Genomic DNA, 11,870 nt, shown 5'->3' with positions numbered 1-11,870 from the left:
CCTGCAGAACTATATAATGTTGAACTAGAAAGTTACACAGAACAGGCATAAGTGTGGAGTGTGCTGAAGTGAAAGCTTTCTGCAAGAAAGCTGCTTCGGGAGCATATGCTCGGTTAGCATTCGCCTTTGAGAGCAGATTTCTACTCAATGATGGGCTTAGTTCAGTCAAAGAAATCCGCGAACAACAGCGATCGTAAGAACACTTCACACGTTGCCTCTAGTGAATAATCTTTAGTTCAACTTATATATCGTAGGGCCGGGATATCGGTGGTAGACGCACAAATGCTGCACAATAAACACGAATTGATTTCTCAAACTTGTAATGTAAACTGGAAAGGTGGAATACAGCATGCTGGATCCGAATGTTAAGCAAGACATGCGAGAGATTGCCAAGAAATTATCAAACCTTAGGGGGTCTCTTTGACTTAGATTACAAACAGGAACTGATTGCGAACTTTGAAGAGAAAATGGCTGCGCCGGACTTTTGGGATGATAATGACAAGGCGCAAGGGATCATTGCAGAGATGAATGCCGTCAAGTCATCAGTGGACCAATACGGCGCTCTGCAGCAGGAATATGATGATGCGGAAATGATGGCCGAGCTTGCGGAAGAGGAAGGCGACGAGGCTCTGGCTGCGGAAATCGGCGCTTCCGTATCCGCACTGGTAAAAAAGCTGGAGGACTTTGAGTTAACGCTTCTGCTGAATCAGCCCTATGATAAAATGAATGCGATTCTCGAGCTTCACCCTGGTGCAGGCGGCACCGAGTCTCAAGACTGGGGCCAGATGTTGCTTCGGATGTATACCCGCTGGGCAGAGAAGCGCGGGTTCAAGGTAGAGACGCTCGACTACTTGCCAGGGGATGAAGCGGGGATCAAGAGTGTAACCCTGTCGATCAAGGGCTTTAATGCTTACGGCTATTTGAAGGCAGAAAAGGGCGTTCACCGTCTGGTCCGTATTTCTCCGTTTGATTCCTCTGGCCGGAGACATACCTCTTTCGTATCCTGTGACGTAGTTCCGGAGATTACCGATGATGTAGATATCGATGTGCGTACTGAGGATCTCAAGATTGATACGTATCGGGCGAGCGGCGCAGGCGGACAGCATATTAATACGACGGACTCTGCGGTGCGGATTACGCATATTCCAACCGGAATTGTCGTGACCTGCCAGAACGAACGCTCCCAGATCAAGAATAGAGAGCGTGCGATGACGATGCTTCGCTCCAAGCTGTATGAACGGAAGCTCGAAGAACAGCAGAAGGAACTGGACGAGATTCGCGGAGAGCAATCGGACATTGCATGGGGCAGCCAGATCCGCTCCTATGTCTTCCACCCTTACAGCATGGTTAAGGATCATCGGACCTCTGTAGAGACGGGCAATGTCGGTGCTGTGATGGACGGCGATCTGGATGCCTTTATCGACGGCTATCTACGAAGTCAGATCAAGAGCGACCCCCAATAATATTCCAAGACACAGTGCGCCAGGCGAGTTATCTTTGCCGGGCGCACCTTTCTGATTAGTTAGGAGGAACCGTGGTGTCTTCTACACCTCGCAAACGCAGATGGAGCCAGGCAATCCCTGTCACCGGCCCTGTCCGCCACACGATCGATACATTCATGATAGTCATCGGCTCCCTGATTACGGCGCTGGCATTCAATCTGTTTCTGGTTCCGAACGAAATCGCTTCAGGCGGCGTATCGGGGATTTCAGTCATTACACAGTCGCAGTTCGGGATTGAACCGGCTTATATCCAATGGGGGCTTAATATTCCTTTATTCTTTGCAGGGTTTCTGCTGCTAGGGCGGGATTATGCGATCCGCTCATTGCTGGGAACCATCGTGCTCCCGCTATTTGTCTTTCTGACCCGGAGCTTACCGGTGCCGACCACAGACGCCTTGCTGGCCTCGCTTTATGGCGGGATCGGTGTAGGGATCGGTCTTGGCATCGTCTTTCGGGGACGCGGATCAACGGGCGGATTATCCACGCTTGCACAGATCATTCAGAAGTACAGCGGACTGAGCCTTTCGGTCTGCGTAGTGCTGATGGATGGCCTGGTCATTGGGCTGGCCGGCTTTATTCTATCTCCGGAAAAGGCGCTGTACGCCCTGATCGGCTTATATATCACCGGTAAATTGATCGATCTGATCGAGCTGGGCTTTGGCTATACGAAAGTCGCTTATATTATTGCGGATAATACCGAGGCCATCTCAAAGGCGGTTCTCAGCGAACTGGATCGGGGATTAACCAAGCTGAATGCGCAAGGCGGTTATACTGGCGATGACCGGACCGTCCTGATGGTGGTGGTTGGCCAGAGCGAAGTTACCCGGCTCAAGACGCTCGTACAGACGCTGGAGCCAACAGCCTTCGTGATCATTACGAATGCGCACGAGGTCCTGGGCGAAGGCTTCAAACGGAGTTAGGTTTTCGCTATGCTTTGCGGAAATAAGTACTTATGTGCATCATAATGAGCAAAACGAGCTGCCGCCACGCGAAATATGTGTGTTGGAGCTTGTGCAGTAAAATAAGTGCCGGATGGCATTAAAATGGCTGGCGTGTGAGCTTGTGGGGTTATTTTAATGACAAAAGGCATTAAAATTGCTGGTATAGGTGCCCATGCGACGATTATAGTGACAAAAGGCATTAAAATTGCTGGTATAAGTGCCCGCGTGACGATTTTAGTGCCAAAAGGCATTAAAATTACTAGTGTGGGCTCTCTTGCGGGGATTATAGTGCAGTAAGGCATTAAAATTTCTGATGTAGGTGCTCATGCGACGATTTTAGTGACAAAAAGCATTAAAATTACTGGTGCAGGAGCTCGTGCGGCGAATGAGCAAAAAACCAGCTAATGTTTGTCAACCTCGAGTAGTTAGATTATGACAACGATACTGTTGGACGGAAAAACGGGACCGCCCCTTTCTCACAATTGGGGGACGGTCCCTTTTCTCGTCCAATTTTTTAGAAGGCAATTGGATAGCCTATCTAGATTTTATAGACTAAAAAATCCGCCGAGCATATAACTGATACTTACAAGAACAATTCTATACAGAATATATCCGAAGAGCACGTTGACAATCAGGGAACTATAGAGCGGATCCAAGGCAGAAGTGCTTTGACTCATTTCTTGATGAATCAGCAGGGTGATGGCTACGAAGAATGAAAGAACCGTAATGAATAGGAACAGCCCGCTAAGTCCAATCCCAAGGCCGATGATTTGAAAAATAACACTGATCAACAGCGCGGCTGTCGAGGGTACCAGCAATGTGCCGAGCTTGGCCGTGATATTACGAGGATCCGCTGAAACCTTTCCAAGCCGCATTAATCCATAGGTCGCAAAGACGGCAACCGCAAAGGCGAGCACAACCAGAATGAAGGGGCGGAGATAACCGGCACCGAACGCATCAGGAAAAGCAGAGCGCAGGCTTGGTATATATAGGACAAGCGGAAGGAGTATAGCGATGATTACCATAGTGATGATTCCATTCAAAAAATGCGCCCTATCAATTTTTTTGGAAGAAGCTAACGGATGAAGCAGCGCATTCAGGAAAAATCCGCCGTACTGCTTGCTGATTTCAGCGCCTTGTTGAAAGGCCTGACTCTCTTTGACCTGCTTCCATGTGAGATCGCCGGAAGCCTTTCCTCCTGGAGCAGGGGCACCTGAGTGGCCAGACTCAGTTCCGATCTCCGATGAAGATTCTCCGGTTGCTGCAGATTCGATTCGGGCGCTAGCTTCTCCCGTCTTCTCATTCCAGGAAGGAGCCAGAGCCGCACCGCATACCGGGCATTCCGTAATGGAGCCTTGTTCATTTTCAAAAACGTGACCACACTTCAAGCAAATCATTAAATTTCATTCCTCCTCCATCATTTGTAAATCCAATCAGTCCAAGCATAATTGTAATCGGAAAGTCAGTCAATCCAAATGCTTCCATTCATTTCTGAAATACATAACAAATGAAGTAAACATATTTCTGAAACAGCATTGTATATATATTAATAAGAATGTATAATAATTCGTAATTACTATTCGGATAAACGACTTTGATTATTTGATTATAGGTGTTATACAGCAAAGGAGAGTTAAATCGTGAGCGGAGAAAAAGTGAAGGTTGCCATTGTCGGTTCCACGGGGTACGGCGGCGTGGAACTGATTCGTTTTTTATTAGGCCATCCCCTGGTTGAGATCACCTCGGTCATTTCATCGTCCAGCAGCGGCGTTCCGATTAGTGAAGGCTTTCCGCACCTGACGGAGATTATCGTGCAAAACCTGGATGGCGTGGATCCCGAGCTGATTGCGGAGAAGGCGGATGTGGTATTCACAGCGACGCCGTCCGGAGTTAGCGGCAAGCTTGTTCCTGAGTTGCTGAATGCCGGTCTTAAGGTCATAGACCTTTCCGGAGATTTTCGGATCAAGGACGGGCAAATCTATGAAAGCTGGTATAAGCATGAGGCGCCTCGGGCAGACTTGCTTGCTCAAGCCGTGTATGGACTTGCCGAGATTACTGGGGAACAGGTGCAGGGAGCAGAGTTGATCTCCAATCCCGGCTGCTATCCTACGGCTACGTTACTAGGGTTAATTCCAGCAGTCGAGGCTGGCTGGATTGACCCGGCGTCTATCATCATCGATGCCAAGTCCGGGGTATCGGGCGCAGGCAGAGGAACAAGCCTGATGACCCATTATGCCGAAATTAATGAAAACCTGAAGGTTTATAAAATGAACCGTCATCAGCATATTCCTGAAATAGAACAGGCTCTGTCGGAAGCGGCAGGTGAGAATGTAACCGTAACTTTTACCACCCACCTGACCCCGATGACACGCGGGATTATGAGTACGATGTATGCGACACTGAAAGGGAACTACACTGAAGCGGATTTGATCGGCTTATACCGCAAGCGTTATGAAGGACGTCCTTTTGTCCGGATTCGTGAGGCGGGGAGCTGGCCGGCAACCAAAGAGGTGTTCGGTTCCAACTATTGCGATATCGGCTTTGCTGTTGATGCGAGGACGGGAAGAGTCACCATCATCTCTGTCATTGATAACATCGTCAAGGGCGCGGCCGGGCAAGCGATTCAGAATTTGAATCTTGCCATGGGCTGGGAGGAAGATTGCGGGCTCAAGCTGAGTCCGGTGTATCCATAAAAGAATGAATTTGCGAAGGGGGCGCGGCTCGTCATGGGAGTTGGAGAAGCTGCTGTATTTCATATATTGCAAGAGGGCGGGGTTACTGTTCCCAAAGGATTCCAGGCAGGCGGACTGCACTGCGGTCTGAAAAAATCAGGCCGGAATGACCTGGGCGTCATTCTGTGCGAAGTGCCGGCGGTGGCGGCGGGAGTGTACACGACCAATGTGTTCCAGGCTGCCCCGCTGAAAGTGACGCGAGAGAGTATCGCGTCAGACGGGCGGCTGCGGGCCGTGGTCGTTAACAGCGGCAACGCCAACGCCTGCACCGGCCAGCAGGGCGAGGCCGATGCCTACGCCATGCGCGCAGCTACTGCGGCCGCGTTCGGCCTGGCGGAGCAGGACGTGGCCGTCGCTTCTACCGGCGTCATCGGCGAGCTTCTGCCGATGGACCGCGTGCACAGCGGGATTGCCGCCCTGCCGGCGGCAATCTCCGCTGACGGCAACGGTGCGGAGCAGTTCAGCCAGGCGATCCTCACGACAGATCTCGTGAAGAAGGAGATCTGCGTCTCCCTCACGGTGGATGGGCGTGAGGTGGTGATTGCCGGCGCAGCGAAGGGCTCGGGGATGATTCATCCGAATATGGCGACGATGCTCGCCTTTATGACGACGGATGCCGAGGTTGAGCCGCAGGCGCTGCGCCAGCTGCTCGGTGAAGTGACCGACGTGACCTTCAACATGATCACGGTCGATGGAGATACGAGCACCAACGATATGCTCGTCGCGATGGCCAGCGGCCTGGCGGGCAACCGCCCGCTTCAGCCCGGCCATCCCGATTGGGCGGCCTTCGCTGCCGCCTTCCGGCACGTGTGCCAGCATCTCGCGCAGGCGATCGCCCGCGACGGTGAAGGCGCCACGCGCCTGGTGGAGGTGACGGTGCAGGGCGCCGTCACCGACCTCTCGGCCCGCGCTATCGCGAAGACCGTGATCGGCTCCAGCCTGGTCAAGTCGGCCATGTTCGGGGCCGACGCCAACTGGGGCCGGATCATCGCGGCGGTGGGCCGCGCGGGCGAGCCCGTGAACCCGGATACGGTCGATATCCGCCTCGGCGATATCGTCGTGCTGGAGGGTTCACGCCCGGTGCCGTTCGACGAGGACGAAGCCCTCGTCTATCTGCAGGGCGACACGGTTCACATCCATGTCGACCTGCATCACGGGAGCGGCACAGCCACCGCGTGGGGCTGCGACCTTACTTATGACTACGTACGAATTAATGCGGCATACCGCACTTAAATGGGTCATTCTAGCGCGGTATGCCCCTGATAATATTTGTTGGTGCGTGCTCAGGGACGACGGGCCAGTTTTATACGATGTTTCGTACAAAAAACGGGCATTTCAAGGCAATGACGGGTATTTTATATGAAAAACCGTATAACTTTTCGATTGACGGGTGCTGGGGTTTGCTTTTTATATGGTTTTTCGTACAACATGCCCGATTCGAGTGGGTTTGGAGAACGATTTGTACGAAAAATAGTACAAATCTCTCCCTACTTCATCTATATAGTTTGAACTAGAAAAATACACAGAAAGGGCATAAGTGTGAAGTGTGCTGAAGAAGCGTAAGCGTTCGCCTTTGTGAGTGGATTTCTACCTTATAATAACTTAGTTCAATTAGAGAAATCCGCGAACAACAGCGATCGTAAGCACACTTCACACGTTGCCTCCAGTGTACAATCTTTAGTTCAACGATATAGGTATTGGTATTAGGGCAGCTTATCACCCCGACTTCCAAAGAGAGGAGCGTCAAATCAATGAGAATCGTACTGGAGGGCGGCCAATTATCGGCTGCCGGCCTGAGCCTGTCGGCAGGGCGTACATTTGTAATGAAATGCGGAGGAAGCACGCTTCAGGAGCTGCCGGAGTCTTTTTTCAAGGATTTGGCGGACCTTCAGGAGAGCGGCTCTCAGCCGGTAATCGTGCACGGCGGCGGACCGGCAATCTCGGAGACATTAGGCAAGCTGGGCATTGAGACACATTTTGTGAACGGCCTTCGCTATACGTCAGAGGAAGTGCTGGATGTTGTGGAGATGGTCCTGGCTGGCAGCATCAATAAATCGATCGTGCGCCGGATCACCGGGGCAGGGGGCAAGGCCGTGGGCTTGTCCGGGGCCGATGGACTTCTGATTCAGGCTAGGCCGGTTGCCAATGCGGCTGAGGTGGGTCTGGTCGGCGAAGTCACCGGTGTGAATCAGGAACTGATCGAGGGCATTGTGAAGCTGGGCTTTTTACCGGTCATTGCACCGGTAGGTGTCAGCAAGGAAGGACAGCGTTACAATATTAATGCGGATACAGCGGCTGGAGCCGTGGCTTCCATGCTGGGCGTGCGGCAAATGATCGTAGTAACGGACGTGCCGGGCATCATGAAGATGGTCCATGGCGAGAAGAGAGTGCTTCCTTCCGTCACCGTACAGGAAATCGAGGATATGATTCAGACCGGAGAAATCTACGGCGGGATGATTCCGAAGGTGCGCGCGGCGATCGCTTGCATCAGCGGCAAGGTAAATGAAGTGATTATTGTGGACGGCAGCGTACCTGGCATTCTCGGCAAGGTGCTGAACGGGGATTCTGTAGGAACCCGCATTGTCCGGATGTAAAGTGATTTTCAAAAAAAGGAGATGAGCAGGTTGGCACATAGCAAATTACAGGACAGCACAGCAAGCACGGACTCCATTGCAAACGGGACAGCGCCGGCAGGCAAGGTAAAGGATCAGGCGGCCCATGCGGCGGCGGAGGCAGGAGGCAGCGCCCTGCTGCAGACCTATGCCCGCTATCCGGTGAATCTGGTAAGAGGACATGGAAGCTGGCTATGGGATGACCAAGGCAACAGGTATCTGGATTTTATGAGCGGTCTGGCCGTAACCAACCTGGGGCATGCTCCTGAAAAAGTCAAAGAAAAAGTAAAGGCACAGCTCGATACCCTCTGGCATGTATCCAATCTGTTCGGCATTCCTCAGCAGGAGCAGGCCGCTCGTCTGCTGACCCAAGTGACCGGCGCGGACGCGGTGTTCTTTTGCAACAGCGGTGCTGAAGCCAATGAGGCGGCGATCAAGCTGGCTCGCCGTTATCACCAGAAGGTCAAAGGTGAAGAGCGTTATGAAGTGATTACCTTTGAGCAGTCGTTCCATGGACGTACTTTGGCGACCCTGACGGCAACCGGACAACAGAAGGTCAAGGACGGCTTTCTCCCGCTTCCTGCCGGATTCGTTACTGTGCCCCTGCATGATCTGGAGGCGCTCAAAGCGGCCATCGGTCCGCATACTGCTGCCGTCATGCTGGAAATGGTGCTGGCCGAAGGCGGCGTATATCCGGTGGACAAGGAATTTGTCCAGCAAGTTGCGGCCCTGTGCAAGCAGGAAGGCCTGCTGCTGATCATTGATGAAGTACAGACCGGCATGGGCCGGACTGGCAGCTGGTTTGCGCATCAGCAATACGGCATTGAGCCCGACATCTTCACCTCGGCCAAGGGAATTGCCAGCGGTCTTCCTGCCGGAGCCCTGCTTGCCAAGGACTATCTCCGCGAAGCCTTTACGGCCGGAACGCATGCCTCTACCTTTGGCGGCAATCCTGTCTCGGCGGCAGCCATTGCGGCAACGATCGAGACGATGCTGGAGGAGCAAATTCCGGAACGGGTCAAGGAAATGGGAGAGTATTTGCAGCAGCGTTTGCGCGAGGCGTTTGCGGATCAACCGTTCGTGAAGGAAATCCGCGGGCTCGGCCTGCTGATCGGCATCGAATGCGCGGCGCCGGTGGCTGAACTGGTGACGGCGGGGCAGAAGAACAAGCTGTTGTTCGTTACCGCCGGCCCGAATGTGATTCGCTTGCTGCCGAACCTGAAGGTATCCAAGGAAGAGATCGATCAGGCGGTGGATACCCTTGCCGCGCTGATTAACACCCATACTGCCGCAGCATTGGCGGAAAAGGAGGAGAACCAATGAGCCTGACCGAAAATAAACCATTGAAGAACAGCTTGAGCGGACGCGATCTGCTGGAGCTGGATGATTATACGTCAGAAGAAATTCGTTATTTGCTGGATTTGGCTATCGATATCAAGGCCAAGCAAAAGGCCGGGGAAGTCTATCAGCCGCTAAAGGGCAAGACGATCGGATTAATATTTGAAAAATCCTCGACCCGTACCCGGGTATCCTTCGAGGTCGGCATGTTCCAGCTTGGCGGCCATGCGCTCTTTCTGAGCAAGAATGATATCCAGCTCGGCCGCGGCGAGACGATCGCCGATACGGCTGGGGTTATGTCCCGCTACCTGGACGGAATTATGATCCGGACATTCGGGCATGACAAGGTGGTGGATTTGGCCCGCTATGCGAGCATCCCCGTGATTAACGGCTTGAGCGATCTGGCGCATCCGTGCCAGGTGCTGGCAGACTATCAGACCCTTCTGGAGCATAAAGGCAAACTGGCCGGTCTGAAGCTGGCTTATGTGGGAGACGGCAACAATATGGCGCATTCCCTTATGATCGGAGGAGCCAAGCTCGGCGTGCATGTCAGTATTGCCAGTCCGGAGGGCTATGAGCCGGATGCTCAGGTTGTTGCTGCAGCTCAGGCAATTGCCAGGGAGACGGGCGCGGTAATCGAAGTCGTGCGCGATCCGAAGGCTGCAGTCCAGCATGCGGATGCGATCTACTCCGACGTTTGGGCCAGCATGGGCTTTGAAGAGGAGCAGAAGGCGCGGGAATTGGCATTTGCCTCGTATCAGGTGGATGAAGAGCTGGCTTCGCATGCCAAGCCGGACTATGTGTTCATGCATTGTCTTCCGGCCCACCGCGGCGAGGAAGTCAGCGAAGGCGTCATTGACGGGCCGCATTCGATTATTTTTGACCAGGCCGAGAACCGGCTGCATGCGCAAAAGGCGCTTATGGTTGCATTGATGTCCTAGCATGATGCATGACACCCTGGCATTCATGTCCTGAAGGGACAAGAAGACGGTGCTTGTAGCAGGTAATCTTTTTACAGGAGGAATATATCGTTATGGCAAAAGAAAAAATTGTACTGGCCTATTCCGGCGGTCTGGATACATCGGTCATTCTAAAATGGCTCAAGGAGACGTATGATGCCGAGATTATCGCCTTTACGGCGGATATCGGGCAGAAGGAGGAACTGGACGGCCTCGAGGAAAAGGCGCTTGCAACGGGGGCATCGAAGGTCTATATCGATGATCTGCGCGAGGAGTTCGCCAAGGATTTTATTTACCCGATGTTCCAATCCGGGGCTTTGTATGAAGGACAATATTTGCTCGGTACGAGTATTGCCCGTCCGTTGATCGCCAAGCGGATGGTAGAAATCGCACGCGCGGAAGGGGCAACAGCAATTGCCCACGGTGCGACAGGCAAAGGCAATGATCAGGTTCGCTTTGAGCTGAACGCTGCAGCGATTGCGCCGGATATCGAAGTGATTGCGCCATGGCGGCTTAGCGAGTTCCGTGACCGTTTCCCGGGACGTGCTGAAATGATCGCCTACGCCGAAGCGAATGGCATTCCGGTTACAGCATCGGCAGCGAAGCCTTATTCGATGGACCGCAACCTGCTGCATATCAGCTATGAGAGCGGCATGCTGGAGGATCCGTGGTTTGACGCCTCGGCACCGGAGAATAAAGAGATGTACCTGCTCAGCGTATCGCCTGAGGATGCGCCGGACCAGCCGGAGGTGATCGAGCTTGAATTTGAACAAGGCAACTGCGTCGCATTGAACGGTGAATCGCTGGATCCGCTGAGTGTGATGGAGAAGCTGAATGAGCTGGGCGGTAAGCATGGCATCGGACGTGTAGATATGGTGGAAAACCGCTTTGTCGGCATGAAGAGCCGGGGCGTATATGAGACGCCGGGGGGCACCATTCTGTTCACCGCTCACCGGAAAATGGAATCTCTGACCATGGACCGCGAGGTCATGAGTCTGCGTGACAGCCTGATCAGCCGTTACAGCAACCTGGTGTACAATGGTTTCTGGTTTGCTCCGGAGCGCCTTGCGCTGCAAGCACTGGTAACCGAAAGCCAGCGCAATGTATCCGGCACAGTACGTCTGAAGCTGTACAAGGGCAACGTTATTGCCGCAGGCGTGAAAAGCCCGGTCAGCCTGTACAATCCGGAGATCGCTACGATGGAGGCTGATCCGACCCAGGCCTATGACCAAGGCGATGCTACAGGCTTTATCCGCCTGAATGCCTTGCGCTTGAAGGTTAGCGCAGGTGTGGAGCAGGAACAAGGCCGCAGGAATTGACAGTAGCTGCGTGATGCCGTTCAGTTGCATACGTTCAATTGCATGGCTGGTTTATATAAGTTCAACTAAAGAGTGCACAGAAAAGGCATAAGTGTAAAGTGTTCTGTAGAAGCGTCAGCGTTCGCCTTTGAGAGCGGAGTTCATCCTTTATGGCCTAGTTCAATCCAAGAAATCCGCGAACAACAGTGATTGTAAGAACACTTTACACGTTGCCTCCAGTGGACAATCATTAGTTGAACTTATATAGCCAATGACAAGGCTGCTGAACAGGGCGTGCGTTACGCTGTATCAACTTGATGCGCCTGCCGCGACGGCGGGCGTTTTAAGTTGATATAATATATGATATGGGCCTGATTTAGTGAAATTATTTACCTTAGAAATCTCGCCCGACCCTATATTGTAACTTTAGTGAAAAAAATGACCTTAGATAACCGAAAACTGGTTTAAGAGCCGATCCAGCGAACTTT

General features: G+C 52.7%; 10 protein-coding genes. 9 read left to right on the top strand and 1 reads right to left on the bottom strand.

Translation table 11 applies throughout. The annotated features are described in order from the left end of the window. Positions 1 to 349 precede the first annotated feature (349 nt). The 3 genes from prfB (at position 350) to KI362_RS08850 (ending at position 2,740) form a co-directional block, all read left to right on the top strand. Positions 350 to 1,463 (top strand): peptide chain release factor 2 gene (gene prfB, locus KI362_RS08860; RefSeq protein ID WP_212937665.1). Its coding sequence is split into 2 segments (ribosomal slippage): positions 350 to 421 and positions 423 to 1,463, totalling 1,113 coding nucleotides; the frame shifts between segments, so codons are not numbered across the junction. A 74-nt stretch (positions 1,464 to 1,537) separates the two neighbouring features. Next, positions 1,538 to 2,422: a YitT family protein gene (locus tag KI362_RS08855; RefSeq protein WP_301626536.1), complete on the top strand. Its 885-nt coding sequence runs from the start codon at positions 1,538 to 1,540 to the stop codon at positions 2,420 to 2,422. 156 nt (positions 2,423 to 2,578) lie between these two features. Further along, complete coding sequence (locus tag KI362_RS08850; RefSeq protein WP_301626534.1) at positions 2,579 to 2,740, top strand: hypothetical protein; 162 nt, start codon at positions 2,579 to 2,581, stop codon at positions 2,738 to 2,740. A 248-nt stretch (positions 2,741 to 2,988) separates the two neighbouring features. Here the strand turns inward: KI362_RS08850 and KI362_RS08845 are convergent, their stop codons facing one another. Then, entirely contained in the window at positions 2,989 to 3,840 is an 852-nt protein-coding gene (locus KI362_RS08845) for a zinc ribbon domain-containing protein (RefSeq protein WP_301626532.1), read from the bottom strand. A 243-nt stretch (positions 3,841 to 4,083) separates the two neighbouring features. Here KI362_RS08845 and argC point away from each other — a divergent pair, with 243 nt between their 5' ends. The 6 genes from argC to KI362_RS08815 all read left to right on the top strand — a co-directional run bounded on the left by argC (position 4,084) and on the right by KI362_RS08815 (position 11,403). Then, positions 4,084 to 5,136, top strand: a complete 1,053-nt coding sequence (gene argC, locus KI362_RS08840; protein WP_301626530.1) for an N-acetyl-gamma-glutamyl-phosphate reductase — start codon at positions 4,084 to 4,086, stop codon at positions 5,134 to 5,136. A 33-nt stretch (positions 5,137 to 5,169) separates the two neighbouring features. Continuing rightward, complete coding sequence (gene argJ, locus KI362_RS08835) at positions 5,170 to 6,408, top strand: bifunctional glutamate N-acetyltransferase/amino-acid acetyltransferase ArgJ (protein WP_301626528.1); 1,239 nt, start codon at positions 5,170 to 5,172, stop codon at positions 6,406 to 6,408. Between the two features lie 518 nt (positions 6,409 to 6,926). Continuing rightward, on the top strand, positions 6,927 to 7,769 hold the full coding sequence (argB, locus tag KI362_RS08830; protein ID WP_301626527.1) for an acetylglutamate kinase: 843 nt from the start codon (positions 6,927 to 6,929) through the stop codon (positions 7,767 to 7,769). Between the two features lie 21 nt (positions 7,770 to 7,790). Continuing rightward, positions 7,791 to 9,110 (top strand): acetylornithine transaminase, encoded by a 1,320-nt coding sequence (locus KI362_RS08825; protein ID WP_374705640.1) that lies wholly within the window; start codon positions 7,791 to 7,793, stop codon positions 9,108 to 9,110. After that, positions 9,107 to 10,066, top strand: coding sequence for an ornithine carbamoyltransferase (gene argF / locus KI362_RS08820; protein ID WP_374705639.1), 960 nt, complete (start codon positions 9,107 to 9,109; stop codon positions 10,064 to 10,066). Before KI362_RS08825 ends, argF begins: the two co-directional genes overlap by 4 nt. A gap of 92 nt (positions 10,067 to 10,158) precedes the next feature. Then, on the top strand, positions 10,159 to 11,403 hold the full coding sequence (locus KI362_RS08815; RefSeq protein ID WP_301626525.1) for an argininosuccinate synthase: 1,245 nt from the start codon (positions 10,159 to 10,161) through the stop codon (positions 11,401 to 11,403). Positions 11,404 to 11,870: the final 467 nt, after the last annotated feature.

The organism is Paenibacillus apis, from assembly GCF_018333295.1.
GTDB classification, from domain to species: Bacteria; Bacillota; Bacilli; order Paenibacillales; family Paenibacillaceae; genus Fontibacillus; species Fontibacillus antibioticophila.
This window is presented reverse-complemented; position numbering and strand designations above follow the sequence as displayed.

Excerpts from the sequence above, each read along its gene's own strand:
- KI362_RS08850 (WP_301626534.1), top strand. The coding sequence starts at position 2,579 with ATGACAAAAGGCATTAAAATTGCTGGTATAGGTGCCCATGCGACGATT.
- KI362_RS08845 (WP_301626532.1), bottom strand. The coding sequence starts at position 3,840 with ATGATTTGCTTGAAGTGTGGTCACGTTTTTGAAAATGAACAAGGCTCC.
- argJ (WP_301626528.1), top strand. The coding sequence starts at position 5,170 with ATGGGAGTTGGAGAAGCTGCTGTATTTCATATATTGCAAGAGGGCGGG.
- argB (WP_301626527.1), top strand. The coding sequence starts at position 6,927 with ATGAGAATCGTACTGGAGGGCGGCCAATTATCGGCTGCCGGCCTGAGC.
- KI362_RS08825 (WP_374705640.1), top strand. The coding sequence starts at position 7,791 with ATGAGCAGGTTGGCACATAGCAAATTACAGGACAGCACAGCAAGCACG.
- argF (WP_374705639.1), top strand. The coding sequence starts at position 9,107 with ATGAGCCTGACCGAAAATAAACCATTGAAGAACAGCTTGAGCGGACGC.
- KI362_RS08815 (WP_301626525.1), top strand. The coding sequence starts at position 10,159 with ATGGCAAAAGAAAAAATTGTACTGGCCTATTCCGGCGGTCTGGATACA.